The 18,310-nt window shown below is 47.4% G+C and carries 22 protein-coding genes, 3 tRNA genes and 1 rRNA gene; 25 read left to right on the forward strand and 1 reads right to left on the reverse strand.

The features are described 5' to 3' along the window. Positions 1-522: 522 nt before the first annotated feature. The 17 genes from BMW43_RS19035 (at position 523) to BMW43_RS19105 (ending at position 13,189) form a co-directional block, all read left to right on the forward strand. Positions 523-1,248, forward strand: coding sequence for an amino acid ABC transporter ATP-binding protein (locus tag BMW43_RS19035; RefSeq protein WP_091751641.1), 726 nt, complete (start codon positions 523-525; stop codon positions 1,246-1,248). Between the two features lie 33 nt (positions 1,249-1,281). Further along, on the forward strand, positions 1,282-2,091 hold the full coding sequence (locus BMW43_RS19040; protein ID WP_091751586.1) for a transporter substrate-binding domain-containing protein: 810 nt from the start codon (positions 1,282-1,284) through the stop codon (positions 2,089-2,091). Continuing rightward, on the forward strand, positions 2,091-2,762 hold the full coding sequence (locus BMW43_RS19045) for an amino acid ABC transporter permease (RefSeq protein ID WP_091751589.1): 672 nt from the start codon (positions 2,091-2,093) through the stop codon (positions 2,760-2,762). Before BMW43_RS19040 ends, BMW43_RS19045 begins: the two co-directional genes overlap by 1 nt. Continuing rightward, complete coding sequence (locus BMW43_RS19050; RefSeq protein WP_091751592.1) at positions 2,759-3,409, forward strand: amino acid ABC transporter permease; 651 nt, start codon at positions 2,759-2,761, stop codon at positions 3,407-3,409. Before BMW43_RS19045 ends, BMW43_RS19050 begins: the two co-directional genes overlap by 4 nt. 166 nt (positions 3,410-3,575) lie before the next feature. Further along, on the forward strand, positions 3,576-4,523 hold the full coding sequence (locus BMW43_RS19055) for a sensor domain-containing diguanylate cyclase (protein WP_091751595.1): 948 nt from the start codon (positions 3,576-3,578) through the stop codon (positions 4,521-4,523). Between the two features lie 122 nt (positions 4,524-4,645). Continuing rightward, a complete protein-coding gene (locus tag BMW43_RS19060; RefSeq protein WP_091751598.1) occupies positions 4,646-5,500 on the forward strand; it encodes a DMT family transporter in 855 nt (284 codons plus the stop codon). A gap of 105 nt (positions 5,501-5,605) precedes the next feature. Continuing rightward, positions 5,606-5,681 (forward strand) — tRNA-Gln (locus BMW43_RS19065). Positions 5,682-5,683: 2 nt separating this feature from the next. Then, positions 5,684-5,759, forward strand: a tRNA-Lys gene (locus BMW43_RS19070). A gap of 212 nt (positions 5,760-5,971) precedes the next feature. After that, a complete protein-coding gene (locus BMW43_RS19075; RefSeq protein ID WP_091751601.1) occupies positions 5,972-6,505 on the forward strand; it encodes a TlpA family protein disulfide reductase in 534 nt (177 codons plus the stop codon). Between the two features lie 8 nt (positions 6,506-6,513). Next, positions 6,514-7,209 carry a cytochrome c biogenesis CcdA family protein gene (locus tag BMW43_RS19080; protein WP_091751604.1) on the forward strand — a complete coding sequence of 232 codons (696 nt, stop codon included), beginning with the start codon at positions 6,514-6,516 and terminating at the stop codon, positions 7,207-7,209. Positions 7,210-7,922: 713 nt separating this feature from the next. Beyond that, positions 7,923-8,552, forward strand: a complete 630-nt coding sequence (locus BMW43_RS19085; protein WP_091751607.1) for a flavodoxin family protein — start codon at positions 7,923-7,925, stop codon at positions 8,550-8,552. A gap of 217 nt (positions 8,553-8,769) precedes the next feature. Then, positions 8,770-9,027, forward strand: a complete 258-nt coding sequence (locus BMW43_RS19090) for a hypothetical protein (RefSeq protein ID WP_143050667.1) — start codon at positions 8,770-8,772, stop codon at positions 9,025-9,027. Positions 9,028-9,097: 70 nt separating this feature from the next. Continuing rightward, complete coding sequence (locus BMW43_RS21760) at positions 9,098-9,229, forward strand: hypothetical protein (RefSeq protein ID WP_281246137.1); 132 nt, start codon at positions 9,098-9,100, stop codon at positions 9,227-9,229. Between the two features lie 469 nt (positions 9,230-9,698). After that, entirely contained in the window at positions 9,699-9,872 is a 174-nt protein-coding gene (locus BMW43_RS21275; RefSeq protein ID WP_177173686.1) for a hypothetical protein, read from the forward strand. Positions 9,873-9,876: 4 nt separating this feature from the next. After that, positions 9,877-10,569, forward strand: a complete 693-nt coding sequence (locus tag BMW43_RS19095) for a hypothetical protein (RefSeq protein ID WP_091751613.1) — start codon at positions 9,877-9,879, stop codon at positions 10,567-10,569. Positions 10,570-10,724: 155 nt separating this feature from the next. Further along, positions 10,725-11,582, forward strand: coding sequence for a YitT family protein (locus tag BMW43_RS19100; protein WP_091751616.1), 858 nt, complete (start codon positions 10,725-10,727; stop codon positions 11,580-11,582). 131 nt (positions 11,583-11,713) lie between these two features. Continuing rightward, on the forward strand, positions 11,714-13,189 hold the full coding sequence (locus BMW43_RS19105; protein ID WP_091751619.1) for a methyl-accepting chemotaxis protein: 1,476 nt from the start codon (positions 11,714-11,716) through the stop codon (positions 13,187-13,189). A 247-nt stretch (positions 13,190-13,436) separates the two neighbouring features. Here the strand turns inward: BMW43_RS19105 and BMW43_RS19110 are convergent, their stop codons facing one another. Continuing rightward, positions 13,437-14,051, reverse strand: coding sequence for an HAD family hydrolase (locus tag BMW43_RS19110; protein WP_091751622.1), 615 nt, complete (start codon positions 14,049-14,051; stop codon positions 13,437-13,439). 201 nt (positions 14,052-14,252) lie between these two features. Here BMW43_RS19110 and BMW43_RS19115 point away from each other — a divergent pair, with 201 nt between their 5' ends. From BMW43_RS19115 to BMW43_RS19145, 8 genes are all read left to right on the forward strand, one after another. Next, positions 14,253-14,570 (forward strand): hypothetical protein, encoded by a 318-nt coding sequence (locus BMW43_RS19115; RefSeq protein WP_091751625.1) that lies wholly within the window; start codon positions 14,253-14,255, stop codon positions 14,568-14,570. A 121-nt stretch (positions 14,571-14,691) separates the two neighbouring features. Further along, positions 14,692-15,042, forward strand: a complete 351-nt coding sequence (locus BMW43_RS19120; protein WP_091751629.1) for a L,D-transpeptidase — start codon at positions 14,692-14,694, stop codon at positions 15,040-15,042. A 146-nt stretch (positions 15,043-15,188) separates the two neighbouring features. After that, complete coding sequence (locus tag BMW43_RS21280) at positions 15,189-15,359, forward strand: hypothetical protein (RefSeq protein ID WP_177173687.1); 171 nt, start codon at positions 15,189-15,191, stop codon at positions 15,357-15,359. Between the two features lie 699 nt (positions 15,360-16,058). After that, positions 16,059-16,232, forward strand: coding sequence for an aspartyl-phosphate phosphatase Spo0E family protein (locus BMW43_RS19125; RefSeq protein ID WP_143050668.1), 174 nt, complete (start codon positions 16,059-16,061; stop codon positions 16,230-16,232). Positions 16,233-16,343: 111 nt separating this feature from the next. Beyond that, positions 16,344-16,697, forward strand: coding sequence for a hypothetical protein (locus BMW43_RS19130; RefSeq protein ID WP_091751633.1), 354 nt, complete (start codon positions 16,344-16,346; stop codon positions 16,695-16,697). Between the two features lie 230 nt (positions 16,698-16,927). Next, positions 16,928-17,515: a peptidoglycan recognition protein family protein gene (locus tag BMW43_RS19135; RefSeq protein WP_091751636.1), complete on the forward strand. Its 588-nt coding sequence runs from the start codon at positions 16,928-16,930 to the stop codon at positions 17,513-17,515. Positions 17,516-17,872: 357 nt separating this feature from the next. Then, positions 17,873-17,947: transfer RNA gene (locus BMW43_RS19140), tRNA-Gly, on the forward strand. A gap of 67 nt (positions 17,948-18,014) precedes the next feature. Then, positions 18,015-18,310: ribosomal RNA gene (locus BMW43_RS19145) — 16S ribosomal RNA — on the forward strand; the annotation flags it as partial.

An 18,310-nucleotide genomic window follows, 5' to 3' on the forward strand; every position in this document is an offset into this window, starting at 1 on the left:
TAGCGGCCCCTATTTCAAGGTTTTGCTGATGCAGCCAGGCGGAAAAAGCTCCGTCAGGACGCGCAGTGTGAATTAATCAGCGGTTACCTAGGAAACTAATGATCTTGGACATACCTGCCGGCACCGGCAGGTATGTTTTTTTATCGGAGAGCTGCCTGCCAGGTGAGCCGCTGTTAAGGTCCACAGATGGAGGCATTTGTGTATCGGAGGGATAAAAGACAAGTTATTGCATATATATGTGATAGCATACTTTACAGAGTGGCTTTACCCGGCAACTATGCTGTTGATCTGATCGGCTGCTTTACAAAACATATACACGATTGTCTCGGTTTGGTTTTTTTTACAGCCATAACGTGCGTTCCGAAGAGACATAACCAAAAAAAGTATATAGCCAAGAGAAGAATTTTGTGCTAAAATTTATGTTAGATGCGGTTAATAGGATACTAAGGGCAGCGTTGCCACTGGAGCGAAGGTTTAAAAGCTTTGGTGGCTTTTTTTGCCAAAAAAGGGGTGATAGACAAGGTGATCGTATTAGAAAACATACATAAATACTTTGGTTCCTTACATGTACTAAAAGGAGTCAACCTCACTGTTCAGTCGGGAGAAAAGGTGGTTATCATCGGACCCAGTGGATCGGGAAAAAGTACGCTGATCCGGTGTATGAACCTCTTAGAGATGCCTACCGAGGGCAAGGTTGTCGTTGATGAGGTGCAGATGAATGCGCCGAAAGCTCCGGTACCGGCTCTTCGTCAGTCCATCGGGATGGTGTTTCAGCAATTTAACCTGTATCCGCATAAAACCGTCCTGGAAAATTTGACGCTGGCACCAGTCAAAATCAAGGGTGTGCCGCTGGAGGAAGCTGTTACTTCGGGGCTCAAGTATCTGGAACGGGTTGGACTGCAAGACAAGGCCAACGCTTATCCGGCCCAATTGTCGGGCGGACAGCAGCAGCGGGTGGCCATTGCCCGGGCGCTCAACATGCATCCGAAAATCATGTTGTTCGATGAGCCGACTTCGGCGCTGGACCCCGAAATGATTCAGGAAGTACTGGATGTTATGGTTGGTTTGGCCGGGGAGGGAATTACCATGGTGGTGGTGACACACGAAATGGGCTTTGCCCGTAAAGTGGCGGACCGTGTCATCTTTATGGATCAAGGGCAGATATTGGAAGAGGGGACGCCGGAACACTTCTTTATCAACCCGACCCATGAACGCACCAAGCTGTTCCTTAGCCGGATTAATCATTAATTGAGTATAGAGCAAAGTAGAGGAGGAGTTATTGTGAAAAAGTGGTTTTCTCTTGTAGCTTTACTGGCTGTCATGGCTATGGCCCTGGCCGGCTGCGGCAGCAGCGCTCCGTCATCAACATCGGCAGGTGGCGACGCATCGGATATCAAAGCAATTAAGGAACGGGGCGTGTTGAAGGTCGGCGTTAAGGTGGATGTTCCGAAATTTGGCTTTAAAGATCCGCAGACCGGCAAGATTGACGGTATGGAAATCGATCTGGCCAGAAGCATCGCTAAAAAGATTCTCGGCGATGAAAATAAAGTGGAGGTACAGGCTGTAACGGCCAAGACCCGCGGACCGCTCTTAGATAACGGCGAAGTGGATCTGGTTATCGCTACCTTTACCGTTACCGACGAACGCAAACAAAGTTATAATTTCTCCGAACCATACTTTACCGACGGTGTTGCCCTGATGGTTAAGAAGGACTCGGGCATAACCAGTCTGAAAGATCTGAACGGCAAGAAAATTGGTGTAGCCCAAAGTGCAACCAGCAAAAAAGCGTTAGTGGACGAAGTGAATAAATTGGGAATTAAAGTGGACTTCCTGGAATTCGGAACCTATCCGGAAATCAAAACCGCCTTGGATTCCGGCCGTGTAGATTGTTTCTCGGTGGATGGAGCAATTCTGTATGGCTATCTGGATGACTCTACTGTGATTTTACCGGATCGTTACAGTCCGCAAGAATACGGGATCGCCTCCAAAAAATCCAACACCAGCCTGGCTAAACTGGTCGATGATACGGTTGCCGAAATGCAAAAATCCGGCGACATGGATAAGCTGATCAAAAAATGGGGTCTTAAATAGTGACCGGACCTTTCGCATGGTTTAAGTGGGTAGCCGTATTTCAGGAATGGCCGGTTTTTGCCGAAGGTTTTGTAACAACTTTGGTATTATCGGCGTTAGCACTCAGCCTGGCTATCATACTGGGAATTGTGCTGGGGGTCATGGGAACCTCGCACTATAAATCAATGCGGACGATCAACCGGGCTTATGTGGAGTTTATTCAAAATACTCCGTTGGTTATTCAAATATTCTTCCTGTATCATGGCCTGCCTCATGTGGGCATTATGCTTCCGGTTTTCTCGGTAGGGGTTTTGGGGGTCGGCATTTACCATGGCGCTTATATTGCCGAGGTTGTGCGGGCCGGCATCCAGTCCATCCCGCGGGGGCAGCATGAGGCCGCCTATTCCCAGGGGTTCTCGTACTGGAGTGCTATGCGCCACATTGTACTGCCTCAGGCTAAGCGGATGGCTTTGCCGCCGCTTACCAATCAGGCGGTGAGCTTGATAAAAAATACGTCCGTTATGGCAATGGTCGCCGGCGGCGATCTGATGTATCATGCCGATTCCTGGGCCAGTACCAATCTGTATTATGGGCCGGCCTATGTGGTTACAGGCATTCTTTACTGGATTATCTGTTATCCGCTGGCCCGTTACGCCCGGGAGATGGAACGTAAGCTGGAGGTGTCGTTATGATCAGTGAACTGCTTCAGCCTGAACTCTTCCTGTTCCTTGGCGCCGGGCTTATGACTACCCTGTATATTGCTGTGGCATCTATTGTGCTCAGCATGATTGCCGGGACCATTCTGGGGATTGCCCGGTTTTCCGGTCACCGGCTGTTTGCTCCCGCGGCGGCCCTGTATATTGAAAGCGTGCGCAATACGCCGCTATTGCTGTTCATTTTGGCTGTCCGGTTTATGACGCCCTTGCCGCCGGTGCAGGCCGGTGTGGCGGCCATGACCATTTTTACGGCGTCGATCGTGGCCGAGATTGTTCGGGGCGGCTTGAATTCCATCCATAAGGGACAGTGGGAAGCGGCCCGTTCGCAGGGCTTCGGCTATTGGCAGACGCTGCGGTATATTGTATTGCCGCAGGCGCTGCGCAACATGATTCCGCCACTGGTTTCGCAATGCACTACGGTCATTAAGGATACTTCCTTTGTCTGGGCAGTGGGCATTGAGGATTTGACCGGCAAGGGGATGATCATCATGGGCAAATACGGGACATCGGCGCAGGTGTTTTGTATCTTTGGGATGATCGCCTTGATCTATTTTGTTATGAATTACGCCCTATCCGGTTATGCCCGTGCCCAGCACCGGAAAATGGCACATCATAGCTATTAATGGTTGTTCTTCATTTACCTGTGGCACCGGCGACAATTGTTGCCAGTGCCGCAGGTTTTATTATATATTTATACAAGGAGGAGCGTGGTTGTTAGCAGGAAAAGAACTCTCTATAAGGAATTAATGTTGTTAAGTGATACCACAGTTGACTCAAGGAGAGATACATATGACTGATGATCTGCGCGAACAGCAAAACGGTCTTTTGCCTGAAGACTATGCAACATCCGAAAAGATGCTGGCGGAAATTGTTGATTTAACTTATGACTGTCTGCTGTTGGTATCGGTGGAAACCGGTGGGATTGTCTATGCCAATAAGGCATGCCGCCGGTTATACGGTTACCGTTCCGAAGAGTTACTTGGCATGCCGATGCAGGAGATTGCCGCCAGGGACAGAAATTCTTTGGAACGGGAAATACAGCGGGTCATAAAAAAGTATCCGGGATCATACCAGTTTGAGACGACACATGGCACCAAGACAGGGCGGCAAGTCCCTGTGGAGATCATTTCCAAACTGGTGGTAATCGACGGGAAAAAATTTTTATTAAAACATATCAGGAATATCTCTAAGCAAAAGAAACTGCAGCTTGAAGCGGAGTTATTGATTCAAAAGCTGTCAAACCATGCTTATTACGACCAACTCACCGGGGCTCACAACCGGACTTATTTGTTCTCCGTCTTGCTGCCGAAGGTAGTCGCCTCGCAGCTGCAAGCCGGGATTTTGTTGATGGATATAAATAAGTTTAAGTTTATTAACGATACTTATGGACATCAGGCCGGTGACTACATACTGGCTGAATTTGCCCATACGGTGGAGGATTGCATTCGCAAGCAGGATAAATTGATCCGTTATGGCGGCGATGAATTTATTGTGGTTTTAATGAAATCGTCTTATGAAGAAGCGGTCAGCTCTGCCAGCCGGATCAAAAAGACCGTTGCGGACAGACAATTTATTTTTCAGGGGCAGCGGATAGAATGCACCGCCAGTGCCGGCATTGCGGCAGGAAAATTCAAAACGGAAAAAGATTTGGAAGTATGGATAAAGCAGGCCGATACGGCTCTTTATGAAGAAAAGCGGCATTTAACGGTAGTTGCCGGACAAGGGAGCGTCACATAGCCAAGAACGTCTGGATATAATCAGGTATATACTGGTCATAACTCTGTGGTGCCTTGGGCCACCTTCTGTTATGGCTGTTAGTGGTCTGCAAGCGGACCAGGGTTAGAAAGGAAATCTTTACAATGATTAGTAGAAAACAAGCTGTTTTATATTTGATGTTAACGGCCCTGCTTTGGAGCACCGGCGGAGTGATGATTAAGTGGGTGGACTGGAATCCCATGGCGGTAGCCGGGGTCAGAAGTCTGATTGCGGCAGTGGTCATGGGCATCGCCTTTCGAAAAGAAAAGCTTTCTTTTTCAAAAGCTCAGTGGGGCGGTGCGATTGCTTATTCGGCTACTGTCAGTCTGTTCGTTATAGCCACTAAGCTGACTACGGCGGCTAATGCGATTTTACTCCAGTATACAGCCCCGGTGTATGTGGCTTTATTAGGTGGCTGGCTGCTGGGTGAAAAAGCCACCCGCCGGGACTGGCTGACTATTGTGTTCGTATTTGGCGGCATGGCTTTCTTTTTTGCCGACAAGGTATCGGCAGGCGGCATGCTGGGCAACTTATGTGCCATTGGCAGCGGATTAAGCTTTAGCCTGATTTCCATATTTATGCGGATGCAGAAGGAAGGCTCACCGTATGGGTCGGTGCTGCTGGGCAATGGGCTTACTTTTTTGGTGAGTCTGCCGTTTCTGGGGAATATCTCCTTTACGTCACCTAATGTAGTGGCTATGCTGTTTTTGGGTGTTTTTCAGCTAGGGTTAGCCTATGTTCTTTATAGTCATGCCATCAAGCATGTCAATGCGCTGGAGGCGATCATTATTACAACACTGGAACCGATTCTCAATCCGGTGTGGGTCTTTTTCTTCATTGGCGAGGTGCCGGGCATGTTCGCCCTGATCGGCGGCGGTATTGTGGTAACAGCCATCGCTATGCGCAGCTATCTGGAAAAGGCCGCCGCTGAAAATTCAGTCGTGGCCGATAGCGATTAAGGCTGAATCGCTGGGGTTATTTTACAGAACAAAAATATAGAAGAGGCATTTGACAAAATGTTATTTTAGGTATATACTATCTTATGTCATTAAATGTAGTGACATTGGGGTGTCGCCAAGTTGGTAAGGCACGGGACTCTGACTCCCGCATTCCTAGGTTCGAGTCCTAGCACCCCAGCCAATGACTCACTAGCTCAACTGGCAGAGCAACTGACTCTTAATCAGTAGGTTCACGGTTCGATTCCGTGGTGGGTCACCAGTAAAACTCAGGTGTATTAAAGACGTTATTGTCTTGATACACCTTTTATTATTTTCTTTTTGCCAACATTTCTGTAACCTGCTGTTTATATGACAGCAGGTCTTCGGGAAGCGATTTGGTGTGGCAGGCTTTTGGTTTTTAACTACAAAATGTCTGCAGGGAATAGGGAATTGGTGACGAAGGCTTTGTAAAGATCAATAGGAGGGATTACCTTGCGTAAATGGAAATGGATTGTTGGGGTTATGATCGTCGCAGTGCTTGGCGGTTATGGCTTGTTTAGCATTAATCAGCCGCAGGCTGTGTCTGGCAAGCAACAAGCAGCACAATCGGGAACGGGAGTAACCATTGGCAAGGTAGCTCCCGCCTTTAAACTGGACAGTTTGGTGGGAAAGACGGTCGAGGTTGGCGGTGGCGGACAGATTTATGTAATTAATTTCTGGGCCAGTTGGTGTCCGCCCTGCCGGGCCGAGTTTCCTGAGTTGGTTCGCTTTGCTCATTCCTACAACGGCAAAGTGCAGTTTTATGCGGTTAATCTTCAGGAATCGAATGAGCAGGTCAGCGATTTTTTACAGCAGCAGGGTTATGAACTGCCGGTACTACTCGACCGGGATGGAACGGTCGCAAAGCTGTTTAAAGTGACAGCTATTCCGACTACGCTGGTGGTTGACTCGCAGGGCATTATCCGTTACCGCAAGAGTGGCGGGGTTACGTTCAGTGAATTGGAAACGGTTATAAAGGAACTGTAGGTGAAGGCATGGAACAGGTTACGTTGCTAAGTAGTTTTTTTGCCGGCCTGCTATCGTTTGCATCCCCTTGTGTATTGCCTTTGCTGCCGGCCTTTTCAGCGATGCTGGCGGGAACAGCTAACGGAGAGAAGATAAACTTTCGCCGGTTATATGTGAATGCTCTTTGCTTTTTTACAGGTTTTTCCTTGGTCTTTGTGCTTATGGGTGCGACGGCATCAATACTGGGACAATGGTTTTTTGATTACCAGGAAAAAATTCGACAAGCGGGAGCATTGGTGATTATCCTGATGGGTCTTCAACTGTCGGGAGTTATCCGGATTGCTTTGCTGGAACGGGAGTACCGGCCGTTTTTGTCCCGTCCTTTCCAGGGGCCGCTTGGCGCTCTGCTGCTGGGGATATCCTTTACCGCCGGCTGGACGCCCTGCATTGGACCGATTCTTACAACCATTTTACTATATGCCGGACAAACGGCCACGGTTGGCGCAGGGATAGCTTTGTTGCTGGCCTACGCTATGGGCTTTGTCCTGCCTTTTTTTCTGCTGGTTACTGTGTTAAGAAAGTATGCATTACGTGTACGGGGGCTGTATGAGTCGTTGCCTCTATTGCAGCGAATAGCAGGCTATCTGCTGATTTTGACCGGTATTCTAATCTGGCTGGATTGGGTTGAAAAAGGGATCGGCATTCTTTGGTCGTTTTTTTTATAACATGGAATTTGTATGATTTTCTATAGCCCGGCGTATTTTATAAAACTTTGATAATCCTGCGATACTATGGCGAAAATCGGGCGGTATACTGAAATTGCTCCAAGGTAATCCAGTACTCTTGAGCACTGCCTGGGAACGGAGAGAAGCCCTCCTGTTCGTAACTTCCGCAACCCAGGCGCCTCTAAGCCCCTGTCTTCTTACGAAGCGGGGCTTAGGGCGCATCTTCAACTATCCAAAATGTTCCCTGATGGCGCTTTTATGCCATGCTTCATTACAGTTTTTGAAAATAGGGGCGCTATTTCTGCAAAATTTCGCGAGCCCGTTAGGGTATAATTCGTTGACCCAAAGATCATTCCGTTAGTTTGAAGACACGTTCTAGCGTGCGAATATCGGCTTTGCCGCCAGTAACCTGCTTGGGGCAGGCGCATAGGATAAGGAGAGAAACGCTAATTGGCGGTGAAGGAGGTCGGGCTATGAGCGGGCAGGGCAGGTGGCGGTCACCCGGCGGTAGCTGGGTTTTTATTATCATCGTCCTTTTTCTTGCTTTTTCTTTACACGGAAACCAGGCAGCGTCAGGAATAACTTCCAGCGAAACGGACTGACGACGGCACCTTCCTTAGTGGAAGGTGATTTTTTTTACCTAAGATTATTAGAAAACGAAACGGTCTTGCTGATATAATAAAAGAATAGGCAGAATAAGGGAGGGTGTAAGGATGAAAGTATTATTGGTTAATGGGAGTCCCAAGGCACAGGGCTGTACCTACACGGCTTTGAGCGAAATCAGGAAAGAGCTGGAAGCCGCTAATGTTGAAACAGAGCTGATTCAGGTGGGAGTAAATCCAATCCGTGGCTGCACGGCCTGCGGCGGGTGTTCCAGAAATGATGCAGGAAAATGTGTGTTTCCCGATGGACCGGTAAATGAACTTATTGAAAAGGCCAAGCACGCCGATGGTTTCATCTTTGGTTCACCGGTTCATTACGCTGCGGCCTCCGGGCAGCTTACGTCCTTGCTGGATAGAGCCTTTTATGCGGGAAAAAGCGTATTCCGGTATAAACCCGGGGCAGCCATTGTAAGCTGTCGCCGTGGCGGCGCAACCGCCGCTTTTGAGCAATTGAACAAGTATTTTACCATTTCCAATATGCCGGTGGTTTCCTCGCAATACTGGAACATGGTGCATGGCAATACGCCGGAGGAAGTTCAGCAGGACCTGGAGGGGATGCAAACCATGCGGCTTTTGGGTAAAAATATGGCCTGGCTTTTGCATTCCCTACAGGCAGGCAAGGCGGCAGGCATCGAACTGCCGGAGCAGGAACCCAGAGAAATAACAAATTTTATACGGTAAACCGTACTCGTAAGAACCGGGTAGCAGCGGCGGCATAGTTAGTCGTCCGGATGTTGCCCGGTTTTTAGCTTGTCATAAAGCCGGTGGTCCAAGCATATGCTTTGGTATCAGCAGGTGGAGGCGAGATAAGTTGTTTGAGTATTCTTTTGCGTTTGAGATAATTAAAGGGGTATGTGATTATATCCGGGAAAAAAAGTGTCAAAGGAAAATGGAACGGATGGAAAGCTACATGGCCGAGTCGAGAAATTGCATGATCGAGCTGCGCCGGTATATGGAAATGAATTCGCTGGAATTGGGCTATAGTTTGCTGTGTGACCTGCAAACACGGGAAAGGGAAAAATTGCGGGATCTGCGGCAAAAGCTAATTCATCTGGGCGAGCTTGAACTGGCAGAGGAAGTAAATTATCTGATTGAAGAGGACTGCCGGTTGCCGGAGAATTCGTTTGTTATTTTACGAAGCTATTTGGGCTATTAGGGAGCGCCCGGCAACAGGACTTTCTTTATCTGAATGGAATATTCTTGTTAAAGATAAAGGAGGCGAGCCAATGGCTAACTGTAATGAAAAAAACTGCAACTGTACGAATACTGCCTGCGAGAGGCATGGCAAGTGCTGTCTTTGCATCAATTTTCACCGGGAGAAGGGAAGCAAGGTATTCTGTATGCGGGATAAGAAGTAAAGGAGAGGAAAGTAAGCGACTGCCGGTAACGGCAGTCTTTTTTGTCGGACCCGGGCTTTTGTAACAAGCGGTGGCTGACGGGATTTTCCACTGTGTCCTTGTAACATCGTTTCTCTGCAAGCCATAGAATATAAGGGTATATACATACCACAATATGTGAAGAGGAGCTGATCTTACATGGGTTTTGGTGGATGTGGCTACGGAAACGGCTTTGGCCACAGTTGGATTATCATTATCATCATTATCATTTTACTATTGTTCTGCTGCTGTGACGACAACGGTCCTTCCTATACTTGCTAGAGCAGCCATTGCGGCAGCCTATGTGGGGGATACGCTGTACACAGGGTAAGTCAATTGCTGAACTGAAGACAGAAACCCCGCTTCGGATCATTCCGGGCGGGGTCTTTCTTTAGGCTTCGCAAACACCTTTGTTAACATAAATTCATAGACTAATAGGGGAGGGATAAATATGACAAATTGGTTAGTCCGGATTGGCAATTGGTTTCTTGGCAAGGCAGAGGAAGTGGAACAGCTGGATAGTGCCATGAAAGCTATCGTCAATCAGCAGACAAAACGCGCTTTTTATCTTGGGGCCGGCGCGGGGATTGTGGTGACGGCCGGACTGGTCTGGTTGCTGGGGTGAGGCAATGGAGTTTATTAAGCTGCATTGGAGGACAATTGGCGGAGTAGTGGTAGCCCTGGCTCTGGGGTTTTATATCTATACGTTGGAAGGAAGGGTCCGGGAGGCAGAGGAACAGAAACAAAACGCGCTCGTCTTAAGCCAGCAGCAAGCGATGAATGCCAATGTGCTGCAGAATATGCTGGATTTAAACAAGCAGAATGCGGCGATGCTAGCCTCGTTTATCGCCAAAGTCCAGCAGGGGCAGGTTCAGCCGGTAACCAATTTTACCGTGACGGCGGCTACGCCGTCGGAAGCAGCCAGTCAGGTGGCCGAAAAAATTAACCGTCAGGATCCGACGCTGCCGCCGGAAGCGTTGGAAAAAACCGATAATACCATAGTCAGTGTACAAAAACTTACCGACGCCGAAAAGCTGGCGACGCAAACTGCCAATAAAGCGAAACAGGAAGCCGGACAAACGACGGTTAATGAAGACTACGGCGTTGCGGTCTACAAAAATAATAATTACCGGAACTGGTATATTGGCACCGGTGTGGGATGGCACGACGGTGATCACTATGTGCCGGTCAGCCTCCAGCGTAATTTCAGCAAGGATGCCGCCTTGGAATGGGAAGCCCATTTGGATGGGGATATGAATGTTAAGGGCGGGGAGATTAAATATAAGCGTGGGGTCAATAAGTTATTTTTTGGGCTGTTCTGAAGGTTGTACCATAATAACCTGCAGAAATCAATTCATCACCCTGCCGGGCGGGGTGATTTTTTTTATTTTGGAAAAATGTGATATTATAGAAGGGTAGACAGTCAGCAAGGTTTGCTGCTATACAATAAAATAAAAAAGTAAAGAGAGGTTTTTGGATGACGAAAAAACATCGATTATTACAATACTTTAGGAAGTACCTTTTGTTGTTTATTGGTTCCATTATCTACGCAGCCGGCCTGGAGATTTTTTTAGTGCCGAATAATGTAATCGACGGAGGTGTGGTCGGCATTGCCATTATGGCAAGTCACCTGACGGGACTGCCCTTTTGGGTGTTTCTGGTCGTGATTAATATTCCGTTTGTTTATTTGGGCTATAAGCAGATTGGCAAGACGTTTACGATAGCTACTCTATTTTCTATTCTGTCCCTGTCTTATTGGAGTAATATTTTTCTGCCGGTTCCCGGGTTAACTGAGGATTTGTTTTTAGCTTCGGTATACGGCGGTGTTATTTTGGGGATCGGCGTTGGCCTGATTGTCCGGTATGGCGGTTCTCTGGACGGCTCGGAGATTGTCGCCATCTTAATGGATAAACGGTCCAGCTTTTCCGTCGGCGAAATTGTGCTGATCATCAACCTGTTCATCTTAACCGGCGCCGGTTTGGTTTTTGGCTGGGACCGGGCGATGTATTCCTTATTCACCTACTTTATTGCTTCCAAGGTAATCGATATTACCATTGAAGGTCTGGATGAATCGAAAGCGGTGATCATTGTGTCCGATCAGTCGGCAGCTATAACCGGTGCGCTGATGGACCGGCTTGGCCGGGGAGTCACCATTTTGCGGGGAGAAGGCGCCTATAGCGGCGATGCGAAAAATATTCTTTATACGGTGATTACCCGGCTGGAGGTTGCTAAACTAAAAGCGATTATTGAGGAAATCGATGAAAAGGCCTTCGTCACCATCAATGATGTACATGATGTGTTTGGGGGCACCTTTAAGAAAAAAGCAATTCACTAAGCTCGGCCAGCTTATTTTCGAATCAATGGAATGGCGGTTTAAAAAGGAATTTGTCAGGATATGGGCGAATAAAATGTTTACGGTGCAATAATCATGATTTTGCTCAGGTTTGCGTTATAGGGGGATGAAATATGAATTTTTTTAAGAAAGCGCCATGTCATGAGGCTCTTTGCATTATTCAGAATGTGGAAGACCGTTTAAAAGGCAAGCCGGTTGACCCGCCTCAGGTGGATTACCCCATTCATCAAAGGATGCTTAAACAGTTTGACAAGCTTTTTGAAAGCGAACGGAAAATGTCGGTGAACTCCAAAAAAATGATTGGTATCGTACCTAAATTAAGTGAGTTCGATATAAGAATGACTCACGAATCGAACCAGTTAACGACATTTGCTCAGGACATGACGACGTTAAGTGAGTCCAATCTGGCCATTGTGGAAGAGATTACAGCCAGCATGAATGATGTCAATGATACTATTAAGCATGCTTCGGAGACGATGGAGCATCTGTCGACGGCTTCGCGGGGGCTGATTGAGAAGAATGACGAAAGCATGGCGCAGCTTGGTGAGATACAGGAGCTAAAGGAGGAAGTTATCCGGGATACGGCCATTATGCAGGAGCAGATTGAGCATTTGACGGAGATGGCCGCCAAGGTCAATGAGATTGTAAACGGTGTGGAAGCTATCGCGGCGGAAACCAATCTGCTGGCGCTGAACGCCTCGATTGAGGCGGCTCGAGCCGGTGAATTCGGGCGGGGTTTTGCCGTGGTCGCCAATGAGATTAGAAAGCTGGCCGACAATACAAAAATGAATCTGGATGATATGCGGGTCTTTGTAAATAACATTCATCAGGCGGCCAATGATAGCCGGGAGAGCCTGGATAATACGCTGCGTTCTACCAGCGGCATGAATGAAAAACTGGACAGCATTGCCGGCACCATACAGGGGAATGTAGCCATGCTGAAGGATACGGTCGCGGATGTCGACGATGTAGCGGGCTCAATGAAACAAGTGCATGAAGCGGCGCAGCAGGTAAATCAGGCAATGGCTTTTTCCGCCCGGGATGCGGAAAAACTGCATGGCATGACTCAGAGCATACATGATGATGCCATTATGAGCGCGGAAAATGCAAAGCAGCTATCTTCGATTGACAATGAACTGAGTGAAATTATCCGGGATATGATCCTGTCGCTAAATGGCGGCGTCCATGCCATTTCTAATGACGATCTGACGGAGACGCTGACTAAGGCCAAGGTGGCTCATGGGAACTGGATGAAGAATTTGAAACGCATTGTTGATGAAATGAAGTCCTACCCGATTCAGATTGATTCAAAGCGCTGTGCTTTCGGTCATTTTTATCATGCCATTCAGTTGACTCATCCCGATATAAATAAAGAATGGCAGGCCATCGACGGCGTACATCATGAATTGCACGGCATGGGCAGCAAGGTACTGGACGCTGTGGAAAGGCAGGCCGCCGGTGAAGCCAATAGCCTGTATGAACGGGCGGAAGGGCTGTCGAAACAAATATTTACTCATATTGATAATACTATCCGGGAAATCAAAAGAAAATCAGATGAGGGTATCGAGCTTTTGCAAAGTAATTCATGACAATGTTTTTGGTCTTGTCATATATTTGTCATAAATATCCTCTATAGTAAAAGTTGTCCACCATGCAATACAGTCTGGCAGAGTTGCTGCTGCCGGACGAAAACTAATAGAGGGTCATCCTCTATTAACAATATTCTCATACTCCTCTGTTGTAGTCCCTCTATGTCAAGATAGGGGGACATTTTTTTTGCGGGGGTAACGGGTTGTATAACAAAAGGTGAGCTTGATGGGGCAAGCTCACCTTTTGTTATAGTAAAGTCAAAATCTCATGGGGTTTTTGGAAGATGTGGGTAGCCGGTAAATCAGGCGTTTTACTGCCCCAAAGCGCCAAACCGAAGTCGATGCCGGCCTGGCCGGCACAACGCTGATCATAGGCGGTATCGCCGATATATAACGCTGTTTCGGGCCGGGCACCGGAAAGCTCGAGGTATTTTAAGAGCGGCTCCGGGTGAGGTTTGTGCTTTGCTGTGTCATCGGCGCAGACAATGAAAGATAGATATTTCATCAACCCAAAGGGAATGAAATCCTTTGTTAATTCGGCTTTTGTTTTGGAGGTCACAATGCCTGTGGGAATATGGCGGGCACCCAGCTCGGACAATACCGTCTCAATGCCGGTAAAGACAGTGATCGTGTGAAAATAATCATTCATATAATTGTCCCATTTGGCGAGGGCCTGCTCTTTGTTGCGGATAGACAGCTTTTCCAACGCGGCCATGCCCGGAATGCCCAAGGCAAAATGCAATTCTTCGCAAGTATATTGTTTTTGGCAGCTTTCACTAAGAACTCTTTGCAGTGCCAACAAGATGGCCTGCTCTGTATCAATCAGAGTGCCATCCACATCAAAGATGACCGTTGCATACATGAAGATGCCTCCTTCTACCATTTGCCCCAAGGTGCCTTGGCAGGAAGCCTGGCTGCCGGGACAGGGAATTATACTAATTATATTATAGGGGGAAAGGGAAAAGGATGGCCAGAAAAATATAAAACAAACTGAGTTTATTTTGTCACAAAGATGTAACATTTGCCAATTATACTTAAGTCATCAAATCAAGGAGGGATTCCCATGAACAAGGTCGCTAAAAAAATTATTATTTATTCTATGGTGGGTATCATGCAAATCGGTTTCGGCGCATCCGTACTTGAAGCTTCTCCCCGGCACGATGACGGTGATAGAAGGCATCGTTATGAAGAAAGGCAGCATGACCGGGATCAAAGGATCAGAGAAGAAAATCAACGTTATGAAAGAGAAATGCAACGTAGACATAACGAAGATGAACGGGAATGGCGTGACCGTCAGAACCGGGAAAAAGAGCACCATGAGGAAGTTATGAGAACCCTGGGCGGGTTGGCACTGCTGGCGGTAATTCTACATAATAATTAATTAATAGCCTCCGGCGCTGCCCGGAGGCTTCTTTTCTGTTATGAGAAGCTGATAGCAACGAGATAAACCTTCACCTGGACTGCCTGTTTTGCATACAGTATAGGGAAGGGAGGATAAATAAGTGAACCATTTTATTGTTATCAACCTCGCGACAGGGAGTCTTTTTTACTTTGAGGGAAATCAAATGCTGGGACGATATACCGTAGCAATCGGCCGGCCGGCTACGCCGACGCCGCCGGGCACCTATCAAATCACTGAAAAGGAGATATTACCTCTTCCAGAGCCTGGTGGTGCGGATCTGGGGTCTCGCCGGCTGATTCTGTCGTCGGCCAAGACCTGTGTACATGGCTCCTGGCATGGTCCGGTGATGGGACAAGTTTCCGGTGGCTGTGTCAGGATGCGCAACGAAGATATTGAGGAATTATTTCCCAAGGTTGAGGTCGGCACGCCGGTTATTATGATTGGCGAATAGCCGTCAGATAGTCTGTTTGGACAATCGGCCCGCTCCACCCAACGGGGGAACGGGTTGATTACTAAACAGAAAGAATTCTGCCAAAACGTTTACCAAATCGATAGAGTTTACATAGTATATAAAAAGAGCGGGAGGAGGTGTCTTCTATGGAACGCTGCCCATATTGCGGCCTTGATTTGTCACGCTCACCCCGGATTATCATTGCCGCCGGCGGTTGGGGTGCTCCCTGGGGTTGGGGAGGCTGGTATCCATGGTGGCATGGTGGCTGGGGCCATGGACATGGACATGGCTGGTGGCGGAATCGGTATTACCGCTAAGGAGGCTTTCAGGACGTAAAGACAGTGTGCAGACTACGTAAGCGGTATTGCTGCTTTAGACCGGTTAAAAAAGGTTTCTGATTACCGGTAAAGATGAAGGCTTCTGCAATAAAATTTGCAGAAGCCAAATTTTTTATCAGGAAGTGTGCCGGGAGAATGACAAAAATTTACATACAGAGGCTGATATAATAGCAAGTGCTGCGGCAACAGATAAGACAAAAGGGGGAATAGTTGTGTTGACGGATGTAGTATATGGATTGATTTCCATTGGAATAATAACGGCAAGTTCTATTCTTTGTATATATTTTAAGCTGCCATAGGCGCTTTGATTATTCATAAAGGGGTGAAGGCGATGAATACTGAATGGACCCATCCGATTATCATTTTTACAGGGCTGTTACTGCTCTATACCATCGGGGTTTCCGTTATATCTCTGTTTAGCCATTAAACAAGCTGAACAGGCCAGGACGTACCGCTTGCGTAAGTAAGCGGTTTTATTATCGTCATCCTTCCAGCGCGGGGTAAGCCTAAATAACTTTTTTCGTTGAGGGCATACTAAGTGCCGGAAAACTAGTGGTCCGTTTTAAGGTGCAAATTCAATTGGCGGGAATTGTTCTGCAAGGCAGTCTTGCCGAATAATATCTGCAAAGTAATTGCAATTGCAAAGTAGATGGGCCATTGGGGATGAGAGGTGATCCAATGAGCAGTTTACGGGAAATTGAAAGCAAGATTCAGGATTTACGGGCTCAACTTTATGAAATTGCCCGTGACAGAGAATTTACTGACCCGGAAGTCATAAAAGCGAGCCAAAAGCTTGATCAGGTACTTAATGAATATGAGCAATTTTTTAAAAGGAAAATGAGTGGGAAATAATGTCGGGAACTTGACTAACTTGAACATAAAAATAATAGACGGTCAGGCGATCATAATTCTGTCATAAATACCAATTATACTCAAATTAAAGAAAGCAGGGAGGGAACAGCTATGAGGGGAATTGGCAAGAAAGTGGTTGTCTGGTCACTGGTAGGGATGCTGCAAATCGGTTTCGGTGCTTCGGTCATTGAAGCGTCACCGTTTCAGAATGGAGCTCCGCCGGCCCAACAATATGGCAGGCACGATCAAGACCGGGAGCGGCACGAGCGGGAACGCTTGGAAAGAGAGCGGCATGAACAGGAACGGCGGGAAAACGAAAGACATGAAAGGGAAATGAAACGCCGTCCCCATGAAAGCCGGAAAGAGTGGCATGAAAGACAACACCGTGAAATGGAGCGCCATAGAAGAGCGTTGGAAGACATCCGTACAGGCAGATATATGCATCCAGGGTTTGGCCGTCCATAGGACGGCTTTTCTTTTTGCCGAAAGAAGTCTGTCCCGGGTATGCGAAAAAAATGACGGAGCATTGCTGATTAGGACTTGGTGAAGACAGGTCTTTTTTTGTTTAGGCCGGCGGCGGTGGTTGTAAACAGGGGCTATAGGGAAGGTACAAATTTGTGGTGGTGCCGCTTCTGACAAAAACAGTAATGACAGTGTGACCGGCAGCAGCATAAACATAATAAGGAGGGATAAATATGCGGTTGATTACTTTGGAGGAACTTCGTCAAGAGGCCTTAAAGGCCAAAACAGACTTATGGTCAGCAGCACAGGGGCTGAACCGGGATGTGAAGCTCTACCTGCACTGGAGTGCCGGCCACTATGGGCAATTTTTCGACGACTATCACATTAATATTGATTCTGACGGCAGTGTTTATATGAGTTCCGGGACATTAGCCACTGTAAAGGCGCATACCTATAAGCGCAACAGTGGTTCAGTGGGGATTTCACTGGCCTGCGCATATAATGCTACGACCAGTAATTTGGGCAGTGAGCCGCCTACAGCGCTCCAAATTGAAGCCATGGCGCAGGTTATAGCCGTACTATGCCGAACGCTCGACTTAACTGTTGATCTATGCCGGGTTATGACTCATGCCGAGGCGGCGAACAATTTAGACGGATTAAATCCGGGCTATGCCGACAACGGATATCCCGATGGCCGATATGGCCCGGGTTATAGTTGTGAACGTTGGGATTTGTGGTTTTTTAAAGGAGCGGCCCAAGGTGAAGGCGGCAATGTGCTGCGTGGCAAAGCCATATGGTATCAGCAAAATGGTTTAGGATAGTTTCTGTGGCTAAGGCCGGCAACTTTGCCGGTCTTATTCGTCTCAATAGAGCGGTGAGGCCATTTTCTCTAAATAAATAGATGTGATAGTAACAGGAGATACATAAATATTAATAGTGGTGAAAAACTTTTTAAAAGATATTTGACATAAACATATAGCTATGCTATTATATAAAAGTCGCCTCACTCAGAAACAATAATTTCCAAAAAAAATGTTATTGACATAACTGAGAGAGTTCGATATAATAATAAAGCCGTCGAGAGATGGTGAGCGAATGTGTTCCTTGAAAACTAAACAATGTAAGAATCATACGCCAGATGTGCGGTGCTTTTAGAAAGCACAAACATTTGTTAAGGTGCGGAAGTAGCTCAGTGGTAGAGCATCGCCTTGCCAAGGCGAGGGTCGCGAGTTCGAATCTCGTTTTCCGCTCCAATATATAACGAATGCAAATAATTCTTTAAACAATTATAGAGCCATCAAAAGGCTCCATAAATAAACCTTTATGGAGAGTTTGATCCTGGCTCAGGACGAACGCTGGCGGCGTGCCTAACACATGCAAGTCGAACGGTCTGGTGTTTAACACCAAACGCTACATGCTAACCGGGGAATCACAATTGAGCCGCGTCTTATGAACGAGCGAAGCGAGTTCATCACGCATCTTCAAAGTGACTAAGCGGAAAGTAAGAGCGATTGGTGTTGAACGCCAGGTAGTGGCGAACGGGTGAGTAACGCGTAAACAACCTGCCTCATAGATGGGGACAACACCGCGAAAGTGGTGCTAATACCGAATGTTTT

Origin of the sequence: Propionispora vibrioides (assembly GCF_900110485.1) — a bacterium.
Lineage (GTDB): Bacteria > Bacillota > Negativicutes > Propionisporales > Propionisporaceae > Propionispora > Propionispora vibrioides.

What these genes read in the sequence shown, in the direction of transcription:
- BMW43_RS19050 (WP_091751592.1), top strand. Translation starts at nt 2,759, where the DNA reads ATGATCAGTGAACTGCTTCAGCCTGAACTCTTCCTGTTCCTTGGCGCC.
- BMW43_RS19055 (WP_091751595.1), top strand. Translation starts at nt 3,576, where the DNA reads ATGACTGATGATCTGCGCGAACAGCAAAACGGTCTTTTGCCTGAAGAC.
- BMW43_RS19060 (WP_091751598.1), top strand. Translation starts at nt 4,646, where the DNA reads ATGATTAGTAGAAAACAAGCTGTTTTATATTTGATGTTAACGGCCCTG.
- BMW43_RS19080 (WP_091751604.1), top strand. Translation starts at nt 6,514, where the DNA reads ATGGAACAGGTTACGTTGCTAAGTAGTTTTTTTGCCGGCCTGCTATCG.
- BMW43_RS19085 (WP_091751607.1), top strand. Translation starts at nt 7,923, where the DNA reads ATGAAAGTATTATTGGTTAATGGGAGTCCCAAGGCACAGGGCTGTACC.
- BMW43_RS19090 (WP_143050667.1), top strand. Translation starts at nt 8,770, where the DNA reads ATGGAAAGCTACATGGCCGAGTCGAGAAATTGCATGATCGAGCTGCGC.
- BMW43_RS21760 (WP_281246137.1), top strand. Translation starts at nt 9,098, where the DNA reads ATGGCTAACTGTAATGAAAAAAACTGCAACTGTACGAATACTGCCTGC.
- BMW43_RS21275 (WP_177173686.1), top strand. Translation starts at nt 9,699, where the DNA reads ATGACAAATTGGTTAGTCCGGATTGGCAATTGGTTTCTTGGCAAGGCA.
- BMW43_RS19095 (WP_091751613.1), top strand. Translation starts at nt 9,877, where the DNA reads ATGGAGTTTATTAAGCTGCATTGGAGGACAATTGGCGGAGTAGTGGTA.
- BMW43_RS19100 (WP_091751616.1), top strand. Translation starts at nt 10,725, where the DNA reads ATGACGAAAAAACATCGATTATTACAATACTTTAGGAAGTACCTTTTG.
- BMW43_RS19105 (WP_091751619.1), top strand. Translation starts at nt 11,714, where the DNA reads ATGAATTTTTTTAAGAAAGCGCCATGTCATGAGGCTCTTTGCATTATT.
- BMW43_RS19110 (WP_091751622.1), bottom strand. Translation starts at nt 14,051, where the DNA reads ATGTATGCAACGGTCATCTTTGATGTGGATGGCACTCTGATTGATACA.
- BMW43_RS19115 (WP_091751625.1), top strand. Translation starts at nt 14,253, where the DNA reads ATGAACAAGGTCGCTAAAAAAATTATTATTTATTCTATGGTGGGTATC.
- BMW43_RS21280 (WP_177173687.1), top strand. Translation starts at nt 15,189, where the DNA reads ATGGAACGCTGCCCATATTGCGGCCTTGATTTGTCACGCTCACCCCGG.
- BMW43_RS19125 (WP_143050668.1), top strand. Translation starts at nt 16,059, where the DNA reads ATGAGCAGTTTACGGGAAATTGAAAGCAAGATTCAGGATTTACGGGCT.
- BMW43_RS19130 (WP_091751633.1), top strand. Translation starts at nt 16,344, where the DNA reads ATGAGGGGAATTGGCAAGAAAGTGGTTGTCTGGTCACTGGTAGGGATG.
- BMW43_RS19135 (WP_091751636.1), top strand. Translation starts at nt 16,928, where the DNA reads ATGCGGTTGATTACTTTGGAGGAACTTCGTCAAGAGGCCTTAAAGGCC.